This window comes from Pseudoalteromonas sp. MMG024, from assembly GCF_021654175.1.
GTDB lineage: Bacteria > Pseudomonadota > Gammaproteobacteria > Enterobacterales > Alteromonadaceae > Pseudoalteromonas.
Genome location: NZ_JAKFZO010000004.1, coordinates 92,882 through 114,576, shown reverse-complemented (window position 1 = coordinate 114,576; position 21,695 = coordinate 92,882). Strand labels below are relative to the sequence as shown.

Below are 21,695 nucleotides of genomic sequence, written 5' to 3'. Positions count from 1 at the left end.
TGTAATGGTTTGGGAAGAACTATTTGGCAAGTATTAAATATAGTTACTTATGTTTAATAATGAACTTCGTGCTTTGTCATTCTAATTAAGTATAAAACTTGCTGTGATTATTAAACTTATGTACTCAATAGCGATTAAATAAGAAACCTTGTTTTTAACTAAATTAAATATGCTTAATAGGTAGCGTAATAAGAGTCATTTTGCTCATAGCGTATTTAAGTTTTCGCCATTGACTACTCCTGAGGTGGGGTAGCTCAGATAAAACTAGTCCTTTCAATTACTTCTTATCTAATAGAAGTAGTATAATTGATTTATAAAAAAGCCAATGCAGATGCATTGGCTTTTCGTTCAATTATATGTTTTCACAATACTCTAATTGATGTTATCACACCCAGATGCAACACCAAATGGGCTATTAGAACCTGGAGGCGCTACCTCTTCATCAACTACATCCTCTGCAGACACAGGAAGTGCAAACTTCACATGTTTTACACTTTCAGTACCATTAACTTTGGCTTTAGCTATAAGGTCAATATCAACCCAGTTTGCATGATCTTTAGGGTATAAAATATTGATAATTGCTTGGCCATTCTCATCCGTAGTTACATTTCCATCGATAAGATTTACAACATTACCAGGAGTAAGTGAACCATTGTTATTTAAGTCTTCGCCAGGATCGTTAATGCCATCGCGGTTTAGATCTTCGTTAGGGCAACCAGATTGAACATACACAGGAACCCAACGTTTGAAAGAGCCTTCCTCATAGTATCTTTCATAGTAGCCCTTACTAAATGCGCTCGGAACAGCAGATAACGTCAAGGTAACATTTGGTCGGGGCGTTGAATCGGCATCAACAACAAATACTGTGTATTGCTTGTTGTAACTGGTAACGTCATTTTCTAATACATCGTTACCTGTACCAAGTGAGATGAACAATTCGCGGTCCGCAACTGTTAAATAAACGGTATCATCAACTATAGAGCTACCTTCATTAATAGATGTGGTAATTTCAACACCATCAATAGCTGATACAGCATTTGAAGTGTAAGTTGAAGTTGCACTACCGTTACTATCAGTGGTTACTTTAGCTGGTGATAAAACGCCGCTTGTGTTGTCGTTGGTTAGTTCAAAGTTAACATCTTTATTCTTCACTAAATTGCCGTTTGGATCTTTCACAACAACTGAGATAATTGAAGTCTCTCCATTTGGACCAATTGAAGCAGGAGAAGCTTGCGCAACTATACGAGAAGCAGTTTCTGCAACGAATTCAAATTCAATTTGATTATCGAGCGTTATGTCTCCGTCGACACCGTTAAATCTAACTAAAGATTTGCCAGCGAAATCAGACTTCAACCTAGCTTTTACAACACCGTTTTCAGTTTCGCCTACCGGTTCTACTGGCTCTCCATTAGCATTTACGAATGTTCCACGTGTAGTAGTAAAATTGACAACAGTACCATCTTTTACGGGCTGACCAGAGCGCAACCACGTAAGAGTGATTTCTGCAACGTCAGATAACAAAACGTCAGGAATAGGGTTAGTTGCTGGGTTTACAATAGTCCCATTACCATTGTTGAATGCAGTATACAAAAATGAATCTGCTTGAACAATAACTGCTTTTTCACTTGTCGCTCCCAATGCTGACGCGATAAATGCATTCTCACCACCTGCAAGACCTGTGACTGGAACAAAAGCTTGTCCAGACGCATCCGTCTGCACACTTTCAGGGATTGATATGTTATTTTTTGAAGCATCTTTAACTTCTAAGTTGATGATTTGATTTGCAATTACACCACCATCAGAGTTGGCAAGCTTAATGATGAAGTCACTTTGATCGTTAAGAGCAAGTGAAGATGTACCTGAAATGTTGATGTTAGTACCAACAACGTTAATATCTAGAACATCATTAATTTTGCTACTACTTGCCGTCACAGAAATTGTACGGTTACTTGGATCCGTTTCTGTATTCAAAATAGCAGTCGCTTTACCATCCTCACCTGTGGTACTTTTCGTAACGCGCAATTCTCCCGAATCTGATGAGAATAAAACGTCAGCGCCATTAACGAGGTTGTTGTTAGCATCTTTAACTAAGGCGGTTAGCGTAATACCTTGTATACCACTCGAAGATAATTGTTGAGTTGTAGTAAACAGTCCGATGGTCGCAACGCTTGGTCCGTCAGTTTCACCCCCACCGCCAGTACTGCTGAAAACGATAGAGTTTGATTCGCCTGATGCAACGGTTGCGATTATTTGTCCATCGCCTGATAGCTCAGCCGCAATCACCCCAATTGTTGCTATGCCTTCTGCGTTTGTGCTTGCAGTAGCGCTATCGTTGGTAAAACGTACTAAATCACCTTCCAAGTCGTTATCATCTATTGCAAATGAAACTAATTTATTGCCCGCAGGTAAACCATCTTCTTTGACTGTAACGGTTAATTCAGCGCCGTCGGTTGCATCAATTGTGCTGTTAGTTAATGATAGACTAAGTGTTACACCACCTTCACCAGTGCTAGTAAAGTTTACAGAGCTGGATTGACCAGACTCGATGCTGGCCTTGATTTGGCCACTACCAGCAACATTACCAGCTTTAATTCTAATTGTGGCAACGCCATTAGAATCGGTAGTAGCCTCAGGATTGTCACTTTTAAATTCGACTAATGAGCCATCTTGCCCATTATTGTCTATTGCAAAAGTAACAAGTGTATTTGCGACACCTTTACCATTTTGCATCACAGTAACTGTTACTGTTGCGCCATCAACTGCATTAACAGTTTGGTTTGAAATTACAGCTTCAAGAGTAATAGGGTCGACGGGATCTGGATTGTTCCCCTCAAGGCTTCCGCCCCCACCACATCCATATAAGGATATGAAAAACATAATAAAACTGAAGCGAATGAGTTGCGCCATATAAAGCATCTCCCTGAATATTTTCTTTTTATCTTAACCGAAAAAAAGTAAATGCGTCACTAATTTATTGTTAATGTATTAATTTAACTTTAAAACTTAGTAAAGTACATACAATTTCAACGTATTTCAGTAAATGAGTATATTGAAGCGAGCCAAAAGAAAGTATCGCTGTTTAGTCTTGTTTTTAGATTAGCTTACTATTAGCGAAAAACACAATAATCGTTCAAGGGAGGGTTTCGCTCTGACCTGTATTTGATTCGAATTAGGTAAATCAATATTGACAGCAAATGGTTTAACCAAATGAACGGAAAAATATAAAGCAAAAAAGTCATTTACCTACACCGCCGGTCAACTAATTTAAACTATAAAGTTTTTGGGGGGACAGAAGGTTATCCGGTAAGAACGCTTAAAGTTCAGCACCTTAGTTTCGAAGCATAAATATCGAGCACTTTGAGCATTAATTGTTAGTACCATATTCAAAATAGTAGTGGCAGTGGACCCCCGCAACCGTCAATAAATACCAAGTTTAATGGTTTTGTTTCTGATTCTAAAAATTTGGAAGGTAAGCTAGGGCCGATAGTGGAGCAAATCAGAGGTGCATAAAGTAATTGTAAACTACTTTATAATGGTTCGTTGCTGGTACATTAATGGGAGGCTTTAGAGGCGCTTTATTTATAAGTACTTATAATTTATTGAATAGAGTGTAGAAGAATGGTCGGCATAGCAGGATTTGAACCTGCGACCCCTGACACCCCATGACAGTGCGCTACCAAGCTGCGCTATATGCCGACATTGTTGCTAGTGTATTCTCGGATTTGTGTAAAAGCAACTAGTCTAAGTTTAACTGCGTGATAAATATACGATTTAATAAAAGTGCTAGCTGTTTTATTTCGAAATAACTGGTCACTTAAGATTGTTACTTTTTTACCTAATACCTCGAATATAGTTGTGCTTTCTTTTAAATAACGAGCGGTTTTTTTCTCTGAGCTTAAAATTAAGACTCATTAATGTGACAACCCAAAAAATAAAAGTATTTAAATGCGAATCAGCTAACTCATCTAAATCAATATTCCTTTACTCAACAGCTTAGTTAAATTCGGTAGCTGTATTTTGTCAGTTAACGTTATTGTAAATATAAGCCAATTCATACTAATCATTAATTATTTAAAATTATATCTGCAAAATGTTGCTTCATTATCTCGACTAATAAAGGTTGTGCTTTTGCGTTAGGGTGAATACCATCGGGTAGCATAAGCTCAGGCTTGGTCACCACCGATTCAATAAAAAACGGAATGGTTGGTACAGATTTTTCACTTGCGACTTGCTTATAGGCGTTTTGAAACAGTGTTGCGTAACGCTTACCGAGATTAGGAGTAATAGCTACTTCCATTAAAATGACGTTTGCGTTCGCAGCTAAGCTTTTGTCGATAATTTGGCGTAAGTTATTCTTGAGTAATTTCACCGGATAGCCGCGTAAACCGTCGTTACCGCCTATTTCTACTAATATCCAGTTTGGCGAATGTTCATCTAATAAAGCGGGAAGACGTTGCAATACACCACCACTGGTTTCACCGCTAATACTTGCATTTATCAATGTGATAGGGGATTTTTCTTGGTTGTACGCATTTTGTAACAACTGAGGCCACGCTTGTTCTTGTTTTAAACCATAGCCTGCGCTTAAGCTGTCACCTAAGATAAGTAATTTAGTTACTTGATTTTTGTCGCTTTTACCATCAGTGTGATCGGTGTTGGCGATTGCCGTGTAACTAATAACAAGTAAGATACCGAATAAACTACGTAACAACATTGAGAGTCCTATGAATAAGCTTTCGCAAATGAATGTGATTCAGGTCAAAGACCTTGAAAAAACTGTCGCAACACTTGATGGCGACCTAACTATCCTCTCTGGCATCAGTTTTAATGTCAAGCCAGGCGAGTCAATTGCGATTGTCGGAGCATCGGGCTCAGGTAAATCTACCATGCTTGCGCTACTTGCGGGCCTTGATAGCGTCACCCAAGGAGAAATATTTTTAGATGGCGAGCCATTACATAGTTTAGATGAAGAGCAGCGTGCAGCGGTACGTGCTAAGAGCGTCGGTTTTATTTTCCAATCGTTTATGTTGGTACAAAGTCTTACGGCGCTTGAAAACGTAATGCTACCGGCGGAGCTCGCAGGTGAAACAAACGCTGAAGAAAAGGCCAAAGAACTGCTTGAAAAAGTAGGGCTTTCACACCGTTTACATCATTTTCCATCGCAATTATCGGGTGGAGAGCAGCAACGCGTTGCGATTGCGCGCGCCTATATTGGTGAACCGAAAGTGCTGTTCGCAGATGAACCATCGGCTAACCTAGATAGTAAAAATGGCCGCATCATTGAAGAACTTTTATTTGACTTAAATAAAGTCGCCGGCACAACCTTAGTGTTGGTTACGCACGATGAACACCTTGCTGAAAAGTGCCAACGCACACTTCATATAGACGCAGGCCAATTAATCGATGACCGTATCGGAGTACAGGCTGATGTGGGCTAAATTAGCGTTTAGATTATTTCGCCAAGAATTAAAACGAGGCGAACTCAATATTATTTTATTGGCGATTGCGCTCGCTGTGATGACGGTAATGACATTGTCATCAATTACCGATCGCATCGGTCTTTCTATCAATCAAAAAAGCAGCGAATTTATTGCCGCTGACCGTGGTTTGCAAAGTAACCACAAGCTGCCACAAGAATTCCTCACAAAAGCGATTGATGACGGCCTGCAAACGGCCACTTGGTATGGTTTTGATAGCATGCTGTTTGCCAACGATGAAATGCAAATTGCGTACATTAAGGCAACCGACGAAGGCTATCCACTAAAAGGCCAATTAAAACTTAAAGACAGCTTTGAAGGGCCTGAGTATGTTACCGATGCGCACCCAGCGCCTGGCAATATATGGTTGTCCGATACGGTTTTTTACAGCTTAAATATTGAAGTAGGGGATGTGGTTGAAATTGGTGAAGCCAATTTCATTGCAGAAAAAATCCTCGCTGAAGAGCCTGATGCACCATTTGCGATTTTTTCAAGTTCGCGTCGAGTGTTAATGAATATCGCCGATGTTGAAAAAACACAAGTGATCCAACCGGGTAGCCGTGTTTCTTATCGTTATTTATATGCCGGCACCGAGCAGCAACTTAATGATTATTACGCTTGGCTCAAACCGCAATTGCTTGAAAACCAACGTTGGTACGGTGTAAAAGACCGTCAAGGTCCGGTGTCTGATTCTGTAAACCGCGCTGAGCGCTTTTTATTACTGGCAGGCTTGCTCGGCATTATGCTTGCGGCGGTAGCAATTGCCGTGTCTGCGAGGCGCTACTGTGAGCGTCAGTACGACCCCGTTGCAATGATGAAAACACTCGGAGGTTCGCGCACGACTATTCGTAATATCTACATTGTACATTTACTGTTAGTGACTGTTTTTTCGGTCATTATTGGTTTGTTGCTTGGTTTTATTTTACAAGTTATCGCAATCGATGTGCTGAGTGAAAAAATGGGTAAAGCCCTGCCGCCAGCATCAATTTGGCCGCTTGGACTCGCCACCTTTACCGGTTTGATTTGCGCCGTTATGTTCTCGCTAAAACCGTTAATGGACTTATTTGATATTCCACCAATGCGCGTGCTGCGCCGTAATCTAGGGGATTCCCTTAAAGTATCAAAACTGCACGTGTTACTTGCAACACTTACCGTGTTTGGCTTGATGTGTTTATTTAGTCGCAGTGTCGTGATTGCGGGCATTATGTTTGTGTCATGTGCGCTTTTAGCGGGCATGTTATTTGGTTTAAGCCGATTACTGTTTACCTCGTCACGTAAACTGGGATTAAAGCCAAGTAATAGCTGGTCTTTGGCAATTGCGTCGCTACAAAAACGCGCTAACGCCAATGCGGTGCAAGTAATTAGCTTTGCACTTGCAATCAAGCTCATTTTATTTTTAGTGGTCATGAAAAACGACTTAATTGCCGATTGGCAATCGCAATTACCTGAAAATGCGCCGAATGGCTTTTTGGTAAATATTAGCGAATATGAACGCAGTGATATCGCCGATTTCTTAGCCGAAAACAATATTCAGCAAACCGATTTTTATTCTGTGGTACGTGGTCGCGTAAATAGCATTAACGGTGAGCAAGTAGCGCGTTCAGTATCGGCGCAAGAAAACGAAAAACGCGATGAAGAAGCGCGCTCGGGTGTAGGTCGCGAGCTCAACTTAACATGGCGTGATACCTTGCCGAAACACAATGAAATTGTTGAAGGTGAGTGGTTAAACCCAGATGCCAACGAGCTTTCCATGGAACAATCTATGGCAGCACGTTTAGGGGTTAAAATTGGCGATGAACTGGAGTTCTTAATCGGTTCGCAGCGTTTTAGTGCCAAAATTACCAGCTTGCGCGAGGTGAACTGGTCTACCATGCAGCCCAACTTCTTTATTATTTTAAGTCCTAACGTGCTGTCACAATTTCCGGCAACGTATATTTCTGCCATTAGCACACCACAAGAGTCAAAACGTGCCTTACAGCAACTCGTGCGCAATCACCCTAGCGTGAGTATTATTGATGTAGATTCAATGATAAAGCAGGTGCGCTCAACTATCGACCAAGTGGCAACGGCCATTAGTTTTGTACTGATAATTGTGGTGATTTGCGGTGCGTTAGTATTGGTGTCGCAAGTGCAGGCAAGTTTGCATGATCGCATGCAAGAAGTGGTGATATTGCGAACTCTTGGTGCTAAAGCCAAGCTCATTAAAAACGCGGTGCTTTACGAATTTGTATTGCTTGGTTTATTTGCCGGCATTGCTGCAGCACTGTTTAGCGATATTGCATTACTCGTTGTGCAGTACCGTATGTTTGAGCAAATTGGTAATTTGCATCCAACAATGTGGCTTTACGGGCCTGTAGTTGGTGCCTTATTCGTAGCAGTGCTTGGTTATAGTTTAGTGGCAAAAACGCTGCGAAAAAACACCCAAGGGCTTGTAAGGGCGCTGTAAAAAAGTGGGCGTTATCGCCCACTTAGTATATTTTCAAGCGCAGGTTTTAAATGTGGAAAATGAAATTTAAAATCTGCGTCTTGCAGCGCTTTTGGTTTAACTGCTTGACCAAATACTAGTAAATCAGCCATCTCACCAAACATTAATCGCAATACAAATTCAGGCATTCTAAAAAAGTTAGGTTTTTCTAACGTTTCACTCAGGCTTTCGGAGAATTGATTATTCGAAACCGGATTAGGTGCCGTTGCGTTAAACACACCGCTTAGCGATTCGTTTTCGATTAAAAACAGAATAATGTTTACCATGTCGTTAATGTGGATCCACGACATTTGCTGTTTACCATCTGCAATAGGGCCGCCTAGGCAAAACTGAAATGGCGGTACCATTTTTTTCAATGCGCCACCGTGTTTTGCAAGCACCACACCGGTGCGCAAAATACACACGCGGGTTTTATCCGATTGTGCTTTTTTGGCAAGCGTTTCCCATTGTTTGCAAAGGTAATGACTATATTCATCAAAAGGTTGGTTATGCTGTTCATCAACCGGGTCAGTTTGTCTGCCATAATAGCCTATGGCACTGCCCGATATAAACGTATGTGGTGGGTTATCTGCTGCGTTAATTTTGTCGGTGATTTGCTCGGTAATGTGCCAGCGACTAGATTCAATTTTTTGTTTTTGCGCTTTGCTCCAACGCTTATCAGCTATTGGTTCGCCGGCAAGGTTAATCACAATATCAAGCTGGTTAAAGTCAATATCTTCAAGGGTTTCAAACGCATTTACATGGTGTCCCAAAATGGTAAACGCTTTTTCTTTTTTGCGGGTTAGCACCATTAACTTATGATGGTTTGCTAAGTGCTTACACAAGTGTGAGCCAATTAGGCCTGTGGCCCCAGTGATTAAAATATTCATAGATAAATCAAATAGCTTCCTATTTGCCACGCTTATAATGTAGCATAGCGCTAATTAGAACAAAGTGATAATACGAACTAAGGATAGCTATGGTTCAGCCCAATTTTACTGGCGCCAGTAAAAGTTTATTGATTTTTGCGGCCTTAATCGTTGTTTTAGCCGGCTTGAAATTAGCAAGCGCAATTGTCGTTCCGTTTTTACTCTCCGTATTTATTGCCATTATTTGTAGTCCGTTGATTAATTTTATGGGACGTTATCGCGTACCAAAAGGCGCAGCAATTACACTGGTTATTTTACTGATAATGTTAATTGTGGTCAGTCTGGCAGGGCTTGTTGGTCAATCGGTTAATGGCTTTTCACAAAACGTTCCCGTGTATAAAGAGCAATTACAAACCGAGTTCTCAGGCCTATTAACCATGTTGGCTGAGTATAATATTTTGATCGATAAAGATCGCATTATGTCGTTTTTAGATCCCGGTAAACTTATCGACCTAGCTGCGAATACGCTCGCCGGCGTTGGTGGCGTAATGGCTGACTTGTTTTTAATTATTCTAACCGTTGTATTTATGCTAGTTGAAGCGCCTTATATCGGTAAAAAAGTGCATTTAGCCCTTGATGATCCCGATATGAAGCAAAAACAAATCGACCTATTTTTAGACTCGGTTAATTCGTATCTCGCTATCAAAACACTGGTTAGTTTAGCGACCGGTGTTTTGGTTACGGTAATGCTTTGGGCATTTGGCATCGACTACTTTATTTTGTGGGGCGTGCTGGCGTTTTTCTTAAATTATATTCCTAATATCGGTTCTATCATTGCGGCAATTCCGGCGGTATTACTGGCTGTTGTACTGCAAGGACCTGGCGTTGCAGGTTTAATTGGCATTGGTTACATGGCAATTAACACCGTAATGGGCAATATGATTGAGCCACGCTTTATGGGTAAAGGCTTAGGTTTATCACCACTTGTCGTGTTTTTATCATTATTGTTTTGGGGCTGGTTACTTGGCACTGTAGGCATGTTACTTTCCGTACCGCTTACCATGGTTGTGAAAATTGCCCTTGAAAACAGTGAAGAAGGGCGTTGGCTTGCAATGTTATTAAGTGGCGAAGAGCAAATTAATGAAGAACTAGAAAGCTAATTTGTAGTTAAATAGATAAAAGGGTTAGCACGTGCTAGCCCTTTTTTTGTTTGCAGGTATTTAAAAAGTGGCGATAAACCGGGTTGTCGCTCATGGTTTTTTTCATCGCTAAATACATAGGGCGCGATAAACCAAGCGCACCTAATGGAATTGACTTAATTAATCCTTGGCTTTCATAAGGGGTTACTAGCCAATCTGGTAAAGCAGCCACACCCATACCGGCGCTTACAAGCTGAAAAATAAGCAAGCCTTGATCGACAGTTTTTAAGGTGCCATCGAAACGCGCATTTTGAATAAAGTGCTTAAAAATATCTTGTCTTTCGCGTGGGATCGGATACGAAATAATCGTTTCGTCTTTTAAATCAAGCGCGGTTACATACGCTTTTTTAGCTAGCGGATGGTCTGGGCTGACAATTAGCTTTAACTTAAAATCAAATAAATGTGCGAACTCAAGGCGCTCTGTTTCACGAATATCCGATGTTAAAACTAAATCCAACTCATCGTTTAACAGCTCCGGAATGGCGTCGTAGCTAAAACCTCGCTCGTAATCTACCTTAATATCCGGCCAAAAGTTGTTAAATTCTTTAATTGTTGGCAATAACCAATGAAAACACGCATGGCATTCAACGCTTAAACGCAATTGCGAGATAGGTTGGTTTAAGCTTTCTTTTAATCTGCATTTGGTTGCTTCCACTTTTGGCAGTACATCGTTAGCAAGTTCTAACAACAACATACCTTGTGGGGTAAAACGTACGGGGTGTGTTTTACGCTCAAACAACTGACAATCGAGTTTGTTTTCTAAATCTTTGATTTGGTGAGATAAAGCAGATTGGGTTAGAAAAAGCTCTCGCGCGGTATTAACCAAAGACCCTGTCTCTTTAAGGGTTGCGATGGTTTTAAGGTGTTTTACATCAATCATCTTTAGGAATACTCATATTAAACTTGAACGACCGTGAGAGAGATTTGATACTAGCTGTTTATTTTTCATGTTTCAATGTTGATTTGTACATATCGTCGTCATTTTAATAATAAATTTCTATTTTATATATATGTATAGGTTATGATAGCGCTGTCAATTGGTGTTTGGATTATATGTGAAACTTTGCTTTTCTATTCTGTATTAATTTATTTCAAGTTAAATTGGAAAAACTTGCGATTTTGTTGAATTAAATTTATCACTAATGTTTAGCCGTTTAAACGTCTTAAATAAAAGGATATCTAGATGGCAATTACAATTCACAACTTAGGTTTTCCACGTATCGGGAAAAAGCGCGAACTTAAAAAGGCGGTTGAGGCCTATTGGCGAAATGAGAGTTCACTCACAGAATTGCAAACGCAAGGACAGACAATTCGCAAAGACAATTGGCAATTACAGCAAAGCCAAGGTGTTGAGTTGTTGCCAGTAGGGGATTTTGCATGGTACGACCATGTACTTAATACCTCTTTGTTGTTCGGCGTGGTACCAAGGCGTCACCAAAATGAAACACAAACGGTAGATTTAGACACCTTATTTCGCATTGGGCGCGGCAGAGCACCGTCTGGTTGTGCATGCGCGGCAAGTGAAATGACCAAGTGGTTTAATACCAACTATCACTACATCGTACCTGAACTGATTGAAAATCAAACATTTGAAATTAGCTTTACAGAGCTATTTGACCAGGTAAAAGAAGCGCAAGCGCTCGGTCATCAGGTGAAACCTGTATTGGTTGGTCCGGTTACTTATTTGCATTTGGCAAAAACTGTCGGCGAATTTGATAAGTTAGCCCTGCTGCCACGTCTACTGACAGCGTATCAACATGTATTGAGTAAATTAGCAGATTTAGACGTTGAATGGGTGCAAATAGATGAACCCATTTTAGCGTTAGAACTAACGCCAGAATACCTATATGCGCTTACCGCCAGTTTTAATAAACTGCAAGGACCAGGTGTAAAGCTACTGCTGGCAACGTATTTTGGTTTAGTTGAAAACTACCTAGATGATATTGCAACATACCCAGTAGACGGCGTACATTTTGATTTGGTTGCCGAAGCGCAAGATATAGAGAAGATTAACGAGCGCATAGCTAAAGATAAAGTATTGTCTTTAGGTGTTATCAACGGCCGTAATATTTGGAAAACGGATCTCGAGGCGGTTTACAACCAAATACAATCGGTGGTTTCATCACGTGAGCATGTTTGGTTAGCGCCTTCGTGTTCGTTGTTGCATACGCCTGTTGATTTAGCCTTAGAATCAACGCTTGATAGTGAAATTAAATCCTGGCTGGCATTTGCAAAACAAAAAGGGCACGAATTATCGTTATTGAAACAGGCCTTGCTGTCGGGGGATGTAACTTCACTTATTGACTATTCAGCGCCAGTGAAAGCGCGTGCGAAATCGCTTCGTGTAAACGATGCTGCAGTGAAGTTACGCCTTGATAGCCTAACCAAGCAAGATGGTGAGCGTACTAGCCCTTTTGCTAAACGTCAGTTGGTTCAAAAGCAAGGGCTTGGTTTACCTATTTTACCAACGACTACTATTGGCTCTTTCCCGCAAACAAAGGCTATCCGTAAGGCGCGTCGCGATTTTAAAGCCGGTAATATTAGCGAAGCCGATTACACGGCTCAAATGCAAAATGAAATTTCCTATGCTGTTGCACAGCAAGAAGCTGTGGAGCTCGATGTGTTAGTTCACGGCGAAGCAGAGCGTAATGATATGGTGGAGTATTTTGGCGAACTGCTCGAAGGCTTTGCCTTTACCCAATTTGGCTGGGTGCAATCGTATGGCTCGCGCTGTGTTAAACCACCAATTATTTGGGGCGATATAAGCCGTAAACACCCAATGACGGTTAACTGGACCGAATATGCACAATCACTCACTAATAAACAGATGAAAGGCATGTTAACAGGCCCTGTGACGATTTTGTTTTGGTCGTTTGTTCGCGATGATCTCGCAAAGCCAATCATTGCCAATCAAATAGCGCTGGCGCTGCGCGACGAAGTGGTTGATTTAGAAAAAGCGGGCATAAACATTATTCAAATTGATGAACCTGCATTTCGTGAAGGGTTGCCGTTAAAAGCATCGAAGTGGCAAAACTATTTAAATTGGGCGGCGTATACGTTTCGTGTATCGGCATCTGGCGTAAGCGACAGCACGCAAATTCACACCCATATGTGTTATGCCGAATTTAACGATATTATCGCGGCGATTGCCGATATGGATGCAGACGTAATTACGATTGAAACGTCGCGTTCAAATATGGAATTGCTTAACGCATTTGAAGATTTTGATTATCCCAACGAAATTGGCCCTGGCGTTTACGATATTCACAGCCCGAATATTCCAGAGGTAACGTGGATTAAACAGTTGATGAAAGAGGCCGCGAAAAAAGTACCGGTGGAACGTCTTTGGATAAATCCAGATTGCGGTTTAAAAACCCGTGGCTGGCAAGAAACCCAAGCAGCACTTAAAAACATGGTAACCGCAGCAAAAGAGCTCAGACAAGAACTCGCTTAAGTTACGTGTGATATGCGGGGAAACTGAGTTTGGATTAACTCAGTTTTCCTGTGGTTAAAAAGGTAAAAGCTTGTTTTGCAGGCATAGGTTTTGCTACCAAAAAGCCTTGGCCATATTGGCATTTAGTTTGTTTCAGTACATCGAGCTGAGTTTGTGTTTCAATTCCTTCAGCTACCACGTCAAATTCAAGGGCGCTGGCAAGGGTTAAAATAGCATCAACCAATGGGTGGTTTTCGCCGCAGTTAAGGTTATCAATAAAGCTTTTATCAATTTTTAAAATATGTATAGGTAATTGATGCAAATAGCCAAGTGCCGAATAACCCGTACCAAAGTCATCTAAACACAGTTTTACGCCGCAGGTTTTCAGCTTTTCAATTATTTCTGTCGCAAGGGAAAGGTTTTCAATTAGCCCCGATTCAGTAATTTCAATGCATAAACTGCCTAAAGGCAATTTGTATTCAAAATAAAGGCGCTGAATAAAATCAGCAAACTCTAACGTTGAGAAGTGCTTAGACGACACATTTACGGTCACTTTAAAGTCTTCAGGTAATGTGCCGTGCCAAAGGCGTAATTGTTTTGCCGCAAGTTCTAAAATATGTAAATCAAGGGCGAGGATTTGTCCGGTTTCTTCCGCTAGTGGAATAAAATCAGCAGGTGAAATAAACCCGCGCTCAGGGTGATGCCAACGCACTAAGGCTTCAAAACCAATGATTTCGCCCGTTTGAATGGTAAAAATAGGCTGATAGAAAAGCGCAAACTCGTGTTTGTTCATACCACTTTGAATATCGCTTTCTAACAGTGCTGCGCCTTTCAGTTTTTGTCGCATGGTGTCGTTAAAAAACTGTACTTTGCCACGGCCAAGTGATTTAGCTTGATACATTGCGGCATCGGCGCGCTGTAAAATTTTATAGGCTTCGTCGGTGTCTTTGTTGGTAAAGGCAACACCAATGCTGGTTGATGCTTGCAGTAAATGGTCATCAATTAAAATAGGATCTTTCAGCGCTAGTTTTATGCGCTCAATTACAGGTGTAACGTCTTCAGCGCCAAAAATATCACACAGTAAAATAGCAAACTCGTCGCCACCTAAGCGTGCAAAGGTATCGGTTTCGCGAATACATTGACCAATAATGTTGCAGATCTTAACTAAAAACTTATCCCCGACTTGATGGCCTAAGGTATCGTTAATCATTTTAAAACGATCAAAGTCTAAATAGAGCAGGGCATGAATTTTAGGGTTATTACTGCGGCCAAGTGCGTTAATAGCAAGGGTTAAATGGTCAATTAACAATGCGCGGTTGGCAATGCCTGTGAGTTCGTCGTGCATTACTTTGTGTTGCAATGCTTGCTCGGCAAAAACGCGATTAATTACAAGGCGAATTTGTTGGCTAATATAAGTTAATAAGTCTTTATCGTGTTCGGTGTAGCTAACGCTGTGGTTGTAACTTTGCACCACAATAATGCCCGATAGCTCGTCGTTTAATTCAAACGGTACACCAAGCCAAGAATTAGGTTGTGCACCAATTAAATCAAAGTCACCGTTATCAATATGACGTTGGTATTCATCGCCATTGATCAGCACGGCTTGTTGCTTATTGATGGCATAAACCGATGCGGTTTTTTGTATTTGTGCATTGCTAAAGCGTTTTAACGTAATACGTTCTACGCCGTGCTCAATAATGTACGGAATTTCTAAGCCACGGGTTTGTTTATTGTAATAGCCAATAAACAAATTTTCGGCAGGTAGTAAGGTTTTAACAATGTCGTGCAGGCCAGTATAAAAACTGTCCATGGTCTGCGAATCTGAACTTAAGTTAGCAATTTGCAACATGCCTTTTTCAAGCAGCTGTGCGTAGTTAAGTTGATTAATAGTATCGGTAAGATTGGCAACCGTTTTGCACTGGTCAATTTTAGCGCTAAGCATGGACGCAACAGTTGTTAAAATACTTAGGTGATCGGCTGTGTAGTAGTCTTTCTCAGGGTGTTCGCAATCGATTACGCCAAGCACTTGGCCGTCGTAAACTAATGGTACACATATTTCTGAAAGCACGTTGCCGCTAATATCTAAGTAACGCTTGTCTTGTGATACGTCGCTAATAATTTCGGCGCAGCCGGTTTCAAACACATGGCCGCAAATACCTTCTGAAATCGAAATCGCGAGCTGATCGTTTTCAATATCATTGTGTTTATGAATGGACGAAACTTGGTTGAGTATTTGCTTTTCTAAATCGGCGATAAAAATAGAGCATTCATCAAAACCGAGGCGTTTAACTACTTGATGCGTCACGTAGTCGTAGAGCTCGTCGAGATCAACAATACGAATGAGCGACGAGGCAAACTCGTTAATAATACTTAACTGATTAGCTCTGGTGGTAATTGCGTCTACATTGTCGCCCGATGAATACTGCATAAAAGCGCTTGCTAGCCGTGTGTTATTAGAAGTTAACACAAATGTAACTCAGCAAGCACTTTTGCTCAATAAAAGTTTGTTTTGCCTTTATAAAATATGATTATGTTCGGCGTTAATTTTAAGCGTTTTAGGCATTAAATAATCGCGATATAAATAACGATATAGTCTATTTGGCTTTTCTTTTTGCGCCGCTTCTTGATGTGGATTAGTTTGCTTATAGCTAGCTAAATAGTGTTCAAACTTATCGCTGTGTTTAGCCACTAATCTATCGAGTAGTTCACTGTAGCCATCAAAGTAGTCAGTACGTAAAAAGTGCGCTAACTGACGATAATCATCTATGGCATTCTCTGATAAATAACGGTGCGCTAAATACGACCACTGGTAAACACGTTTTGAACCATCTTGGTAGGTAGTATCAAAGACTTCACGCAAAGTAGGCCATTTTGCTTGCTCTGTTTCATGTAGTAATTTATTTACGCGGTCATTGCTTTTACCCTGTGCAATTAATTCAGCACCCCCTTCGCTCCACCATACTAAGTGGCTTGGAAAGTGGCCAAAACCATCGTATTTATTAAAACGGCCATCTAAGTAGTGCACGTATTCGTGGTTTAGGTTCCAAACCGAAAAATCTTCTTTCCAAAATGCTTTAAATGAATAAAAAGTAGCTTGGTTACCTGGTTTGCTTGGCTTACCTTCAATGTACATACCGCCATTATCGGTGCTGATATCAAAAATCATTTGGCCGTGTTGGTTGTAGCCTGTGTAGTTATCAAAAATAACAACACGCAGCGCTTCATTAAAATCGTTAGGCACTGGCTGGCGGTCAGTATCGTAAACCTTATGGAAATGTGATTCTTGCGAAATTAAACGCTCACAACTGATATTAAGCTGCTCGGTAGTTAAAGTTTGTGTGCGAATAAACAGCGAATCTGAACATTTATGGTTAATTGGTAGAGCGTCATCAAGTGTTATTTCGCTGCAGCGGCCTTTAAACTCCTCTTCACAGGCTGACTTACCACGGAAGCTATTCACTAAATAACGCTGTGAAAAGATAAACTCTTTATTTGTTTTTGGGTTTTGCTCAAGTGCTGCCAACACTTTTTCATCAAGTGCTTTTTCAGCTGCTTCGTCATCTAAAATATAATGAATGTAACCAAGCGCCCAAGCGGCGTGCGCTTGCTGCCAGCTGTTATCGTTTTTTAGTAAATCGAGTAACTCTTGCTGCCAGTCAGTTTGTGAAAGTACAGCTTGTTTTATTTCGTCTTCACCGCGTGCTTCAAATGCTAAAAAACCGATAGCGCGCAGTTGTTCCCACTTAGCATATTGCGCTGCAAGGGGGCTTGAATCGCTAAGTGTTACATTAGGTAATAAAGGTAAATGTTTAGCTAATTTATCTTTTAAGTCATCAAAGTAGTAATAGCGGTAAAGTGTAACCGCGTAGTTTTCGATAGTGCGATAGTCGTCTTTAGCAATACTTTGCATGCGAGCAAAGAGTGCAGCATCTAGCTCATTTAATTGCTCAGCGGTTAAATTTTTAGTATTGCCAAAATAGCTAAAGCCGCGCAGGGCATAAAGGGTTTCATTAATATCGGCGCCAGCATTTAAGTTGGTTACGAGGGCATCAAAGTCAGTATTGGTTAAACCTAATTGCCAATAGGCTTGGGCGTTTATAGAAATAGGGTTTTGTAAAAGCGTGTTTGTTGGTTCGCTGGTTGTTGATGCACAACCCGATGCAAGTAACCCTGTTAACAACAGAGAAGTAGCGCGTGTGAGTTTCATTTTTGGTCTCTATTTTTGTTAATGTGTAAGTTAACTTATCAAAAAGGGATATTGTATACAATTATTATCGATAAACCTCCATGCTAGCGCTTTACAGCGGCATCACAAGTCAATAAGATCACCACAATCGGACGTTCGTCCGCTCACCGTCAATAAAAGGTAGGATCATGACAGACACAACTGCTAAATTAACCATTACTCGCCCAGACGATTGGCACATTCACTTACGTGATGGCGACCAGTTAAAAGACACCGTACGTGACGTAAGCCGTTACATGGGTCGCGCGATTATTATGCCTAACCTTGTACCACCAGCAACTTGTACTGATTCTGCCCTTAGCTACTACGAGCGAATTCAAGCGCACAATAATAGTAACTTTGAACCGCTAATGGTGTTATATCTAACCGATAAAACAACGCCAGAAGAAATTAAAAAAGCGAAAGCGAGTGGTAAAATTGTTGCTGCTAAATTATACCCAGCAGGCGCAACGACTAACTCAGATTCAGGCGTAACTTCAATTGAAGGCATGTACCCAGTATTTGAAGCGATGGCTGAAGTGGGTATGTTGTTACTTATTCACGGTGAAGTAACTGATTCAAGCATTGATATTTTTGACCGCGAAAAAGTATTTATTGAAAACATTCTGTGCAAAATTGTCGATGATTTCCCAAATCTGAAAATTGTACTTGAGCACATTACCACGAAAGATGCAGCAGAGTTTGTAGCGGCAGCAGGCGACAATGTTGCAGCAACCATTACGGCGCACCACTTACTGTATAACCGTAACCACATGCTAGCAGGTGGCATTCGCCCACATTACTACTGTTTACCAATTTTAAAGCGCAATATTCACCAAGAAGCGTTAATTAAAGCGGCAACAAGCGGCAGCAAAAAGTTCTTCTTAGGTACGGATTCAGCGCCACACCTTAAAGATAAAAAAGAAGCGTCATGTGGTTGTGCTGGTTCTTACACTGCGCACGCAGCACTTGAGCTATATGCAGAAGCATTTGAAGAAGCTGGTGCACTTGATAAGTTAGAAGCGTTCGCTAGCTTTAATGGCCCAGATTTCTATGGTTTACCACGTAATACTGACACAGTGACACTTGAAAAAGACACGTGGCAAGTACCAGAGTCATACCCACTAGGTGATGACGTAGTTGTACCAATTCGCGCAGGCGATGAAATTACGTGGAAAGTGAAATAACAAACACTTTTCTAAATGTAAAAAAAGCCCGCTTCATGCGGGCTTTTTTGTTATTTAAATAAGTTAGCTTTAAGCTTGAGTTTTATTATCTTCATTCGTTTTTAGCGTTTGCTGTGAACTTGCATCTAAATCTGGGTGTGGCTGCTTAGTAAACTCTTGGTCATCAAATTCTTCATCGTCTAAACCTTCTTGAGAGTGAGTGTTTTCTTCATCCACTACCAGCAATTGCTCGTGCGCAGTGGTTTCTTCAATACGTGGATCCATAGTTGCAGCCAGTGGTGATGCGGTTACATCGGATGTACCCACCACATAATCGCTTGGTTCGGGTTGTTCTGCTTTTTGTTTAGAGTTAATAAAGCTTAGCAGCGCAAACATCACGACAGTGAGCACCGCAGTTGAACCGTACAATGCTTGGTGACCAAAAAACGCCATAATTTGCGCGTTCACGGCCGAACCAATCGCAGCGCCAGCGCCAAACATAATCAATAAGGCAGACGATACACCTACACGGTCTTCATCTTCAACACGCGAGTTTGCCAGTGCAGATGAAAGCGGGTAGAGCGTAAATGCAAATAAGCCAAAGGCGAACGTAAGGGCATAGGCTACATACTGAGTAAGCGGTAATAAAAACAAGGCTAAACTCACTACACCAATGACAACCGCGTTACTGCGAATTAAAATACTGCGGCGAATTTTGTCGGAGATAACACCCATTGGCCATTGCGCCAGTAAACCTGCAAAAATGGTGATTGACATAAACAGTGCAATTTCTTGAGCACTAAAGCCGGAAAGGCTAGCAAACGTAGGTGCTAAACCATAAAAACTAACATTAATAATGCCGGCAAAATGCACCGCGGTAAGTGACTGAGGCACTTTCTTAAAGTAGTCAAATAGACTCACTTGAATCGGTTTGAGCGGTTTAGGGTGAATTCTTCGGGTGAGTGAAATAGGAATAATCCCCAGCGACAGTCCATGCACACCAAAAATAATGGCTCATACCCAAGCTCTGAAAATTGTGATAACGCTAATTGGCCTAATACCATGCCCAATGAAGACATGATCATATAAATAGAAAATACCCGTCCGCGCGACTCAGATGCAGTTTGTTCGTTTAGCCAACTCTCTAACACCATGTAGTTACACATCATGCTCAGGCCAACAATTAATCTCAGCACCAACCAGAGGTAAATATTGTCACTTAGCGCATGCGCTGCAACACAAGTAGTTACTGCCGCCGTGCTTGCCACAAAGGTACGAATATGTCCAACCGATTTGATTAAGTGGTAACCCAATTTAGAACCAAGTAACAAACCTAAATAATAAAACGAAGTAAGTAAACCAATGCAAAAGGTGGAGACATTATGTTGGCCTAAATAAAGGGCTAGGTAGGTAGTGAGTAACCCCGTTCCACCAATCAAAAATAAGTTTGTGAAATAAAGCGAAGGGAATGATTTCATTGAAATACTTTTTTGCACGGTTAGGCAGTTTGACGGTAATGACCGAACAGTGCACGGTGATAAAACTTTTACCACCGTGCAAAACCCACTTTTAGTGTGACATATATCACAAACTAATATGGAGAAGTGTGACACAAGTCACACTTTTGAGGCTGTTTAATTGGAATTTTTATTAATTTGATTTTAGTCTGCTTGGAGCGGACATTTCTCCCAATCTTTGCCCCATAAGAACTGACAAAGAGCTAAACACACCAGGCTCAAATAATATGATGTTTAGCGAACCACCATAGGCGAAATGCCCTAGCTCGTCGCCTTTTTTAATGCGTACAGGAGTTTCTCCTTTTTCAACGAGTTTGTCTGTATAGGGTATCAGAGACCTTATTTTGCTAATCGTATTTAATCCAACGGGGACAATGGCTACGTAACCATATTGTTTTGTGTCGACAATGTAGTAGGCGCGATGGAAGTCTTCAAAGATACTAAAGTCGGTAGTACTTTCGCCAATGTTGCCTTTATTAAACCAATCTTCGCCATCAACAATACCATTGTATATGCCCGGTATATCTTTGGACTCAACAATTTCGCCATCTACAGGACTATGATAATGATGATAGTTATTAGGCATTAACACACAAGAAAGTGCGGTACCATTTTCAAAGTAATGCGCTAAGTCTGAATTTCCTAATAACTGAGCGACATTGATTTGTCTGGTTTTAACTTTTAAGTCTGTCTCAAGGGCTAAATTTGACTCGATAAAGTTAATTTCGGTATCGCCAGAGGCAACTACCACGGCAGGAGAGTCATCAATAATTGGTCGAGATTTTGACTGATCTTTCAACTTTCTAGTAAAGAATTCATTAAAGGTACGGTATCCGCCTTCGGGGACAACATAATCTTGCATTTGCGAGCCAAGAAATGTTTCCCACTCTTTAATTAAGTAACTAGGAGCAGATGCATGAGAGTCCATAAACTCCCCCCGAGCTTTAATGAACTTCACCGTCCAGTTGAATATTTCTTTGCTGTATTTGGTTGCGCACACGCTTTTACTCTCGAAGGTATTGAGAAAAAAGAATGCAGATTGATTGTTGATGTAAAACCATGTGAATGGGACTATCTTTCCAAGACCACTGGTTGGTGAGGGTAAAAATGTAAACCAGTCTTTAAAGTAATTTATGAAATACTCTACAGTAGTGCCTGCCCACGGATTAGGTATCGTGCTTTGTGTTTCTAAATCAAAAATATCTTTTTGCACATTTGAGACTGCTTCGTTGTAAGCTGCCTCAACAACTGGGTTGGATAAAATTTCATTGAGTTCAGCCAACAGTACTTCCATCGCTTCGGTCAACTCAGGTTGTTTAGGTATACTCATGTTGCTTTCCTTGTT

12 protein-coding genes, 1 tRNA gene and 1 pseudogene are annotated in these 21,695 nt (G+C 40.9%); 5 read left to right on the top strand and 9 right to left on the bottom strand.

What is annotated here, in order from left to right; all coding sequences use genetic code 11:
• Positions 1-372: 372 nt before the first annotated feature.
• The 3 genes from L1068_RS05150 to L1068_RS05140 form a co-directional block, all read right to left on the bottom strand.
• On the bottom strand, positions 373-2,907 hold the full coding sequence (locus L1068_RS05150) for an Ig-like domain-containing protein (RefSeq protein WP_237129372.1): 2,535 nt from the start codon (positions 2,905-2,907) through the stop codon (positions 373-375).
• Positions 2,908-3,619: 712 nt separating this feature from the next.
• A tRNA-Pro gene (locus L1068_RS05145) sits at positions 3,620-3,696 on the bottom strand.
• Positions 3,697-4,063: 367 nt separating this feature from the next.
• Complete coding sequence (locus L1068_RS05140; RefSeq protein WP_237129371.1) at positions 4,064-4,714, bottom strand: arylesterase; 651 nt, start codon at positions 4,712-4,714, stop codon at positions 4,064-4,066.
• 10 nt (positions 4,715-4,724) lie between these two features.
• On the opposite strand from L1068_RS05140, the gene L1068_RS05135 reads away from it, so the two are divergent.
• The gene (locus L1068_RS05135; RefSeq protein WP_237129370.1) at positions 4,725-5,438 is read left to right on the top strand and encodes an ABC transporter ATP-binding protein; all 714 of its coding nucleotides are present in this window, start codon (positions 4,725-4,727) and stop codon (positions 5,436-5,438) included.
• Positions 5,428-7,923, top strand: a complete 2,496-nt coding sequence (locus tag L1068_RS05130; RefSeq protein ID WP_237129369.1) for an FtsX-like permease family protein — start codon at positions 5,428-5,430, stop codon at positions 7,921-7,923. The genes L1068_RS05135 and L1068_RS05130 overlap by 11 nt, the downstream gene beginning before the upstream one ends.
• 11 nt (positions 7,924-7,934) lie before the next feature.
• Here L1068_RS05130 and L1068_RS05125 read toward each other — a convergent pair whose 3' ends face one another.
• A complete protein-coding gene (locus tag L1068_RS05125) occupies positions 7,935-8,831 on the bottom strand; it encodes a TIGR01777 family oxidoreductase (protein ID WP_237129368.1) in 897 nt (298 codons plus the stop codon).
• A gap of 89 nt (positions 8,832-8,920) precedes the next feature.
• On the opposite strand from L1068_RS05125, the gene L1068_RS05120 reads away from it, so the two are divergent.
• The gene (locus L1068_RS05120; RefSeq protein ID WP_237129367.1) at positions 8,921-9,970 is read left to right on the top strand and encodes an AI-2E family transporter; all 1,050 of its coding nucleotides are present in this window, start codon (positions 8,921-8,923) and stop codon (positions 9,968-9,970) included.
• Between the two features lie 34 nt (positions 9,971-10,004).
• On the opposite strand, the gene L1068_RS05115 is transcribed toward L1068_RS05120, so the two are convergent.
• Positions 10,005-10,889, bottom strand: a complete 885-nt coding sequence (locus L1068_RS05115) for a LysR family transcriptional regulator (protein ID WP_010559883.1) — start codon at positions 10,887-10,889, stop codon at positions 10,005-10,007.
• Between the two features lie 303 nt (positions 10,890-11,192).
• Here L1068_RS05115 and metE point away from each other — a divergent pair, with 303 nt between their 5' ends.
• Positions 11,193-13,463, top strand: coding sequence for a 5-methyltetrahydropteroyltriglutamate--homocysteine S-methyltransferase (gene metE, locus L1068_RS05110; protein WP_237129366.1), 2,271 nt, complete (start codon positions 11,193-11,195; stop codon positions 13,461-13,463).
• Between the two features lie 34 nt (positions 13,464-13,497).
• On the opposite strand, the gene L1068_RS05105 is transcribed toward metE, so the two are convergent.
• The gene (locus L1068_RS05105) at positions 13,498-15,870 is read right to left on the bottom strand and encodes a GGDEF domain-containing protein (protein WP_237129365.1); all 2,373 of its coding nucleotides are present in this window, start codon (positions 15,868-15,870) and stop codon (positions 13,498-13,500) included.
• Between the two features lie 87 nt (positions 15,871-15,957).
• Positions 15,958-17,649 carry a collagenase gene (locus L1068_RS05100; protein ID WP_237129364.1) on the bottom strand — a complete coding sequence of 564 codons (1,692 nt, stop codon included), beginning with the start codon at positions 17,647-17,649 and terminating at the stop codon, positions 15,958-15,960.
• Positions 17,650-17,816: 167 nt separating this feature from the next.
• Between L1068_RS05100 and pyrC the strand changes: the two genes are divergently transcribed.
• The gene (gene pyrC, locus L1068_RS05095) at positions 17,817-18,854 is read left to right on the top strand and encodes a dihydroorotase (protein ID WP_010559887.1); all 1,038 of its coding nucleotides are present in this window, start codon (positions 17,817-17,819) and stop codon (positions 18,852-18,854) included.
• A gap of 69 nt (positions 18,855-18,923) precedes the next feature.
• Here the strand turns inward: pyrC and L1068_RS05090 are convergent.
• Positions 18,924-20,311: pseudogene (locus L1068_RS05090) on the bottom strand (MFS transporter).
• A gap of 172 nt (positions 20,312-20,483) precedes the next feature.
• Entirely contained in the window at positions 20,484-21,680 is a 1,197-nt protein-coding gene (locus L1068_RS05085) for a phosphatidylserine decarboxylase (RefSeq protein WP_237129363.1), read from the bottom strand.
• Between the last annotated feature and the right edge of the window lie 15 nt (positions 21,681-21,695).

Bases quoted from the DNA above. Each gene is read 5' to 3' on its own strand.
- L1068_RS05150 (WP_237129372.1), bottom strand. From the start codon at position 2,907: ATGGCGCAACTCATTCGCTTCAGTTTTATTATGTTTTTCATATCCTTA.
- L1068_RS05140 (WP_237129371.1), bottom strand. From the start codon at position 4,714: ATGTTGTTACGTAGTTTATTCGGTATCTTACTTGTTATTAGTTACACG.
- L1068_RS05135 (WP_237129370.1), top strand. From the start codon at position 4,725: ATGAATAAGCTTTCGCAAATGAATGTGATTCAGGTCAAAGACCTTGAA.
- L1068_RS05130 (WP_237129369.1), top strand. From the start codon at position 5,428: ATGTGGGCTAAATTAGCGTTTAGATTATTTCGCCAAGAATTAAAACGA.
- L1068_RS05125 (WP_237129368.1), bottom strand. From the start codon at position 8,831: ATGAATATTTTAATCACTGGGGCCACAGGCCTAATTGGCTCACACTTG.
- L1068_RS05120 (WP_237129367.1), top strand. From the start codon at position 8,921: ATGGTTCAGCCCAATTTTACTGGCGCCAGTAAAAGTTTATTGATTTTT.
- L1068_RS05115 (WP_010559883.1), bottom strand. From the start codon at position 10,889: ATGATTGATGTAAAACACCTTAAAACCATCGCAACCCTTAAAGAGACA.
- metE (WP_237129366.1), top strand. From the start codon at position 11,193: ATGGCAATTACAATTCACAACTTAGGTTTTCCACGTATCGGGAAAAAG.
- L1068_RS05105 (WP_237129365.1), bottom strand. From the start codon at position 15,870: ATGCAGTATTCATCGGGCGACAATGTAGACGCAATTACCACCAGAGCT.
- L1068_RS05100 (WP_237129364.1), bottom strand. From the start codon at position 17,649: ATGAAACTCACACGCGCTACTTCTCTGTTGTTAACAGGGTTACTTGCA.
- pyrC (WP_010559887.1), top strand. From the start codon at position 17,817: ATGACAGACACAACTGCTAAATTAACCATTACTCGCCCAGACGATTGG.
- L1068_RS05085 (WP_237129363.1), bottom strand. From the start codon at position 21,680: ATGAGTATACCTAAACAACCTGAGTTGACCGAAGCGATGGAAGTACTG.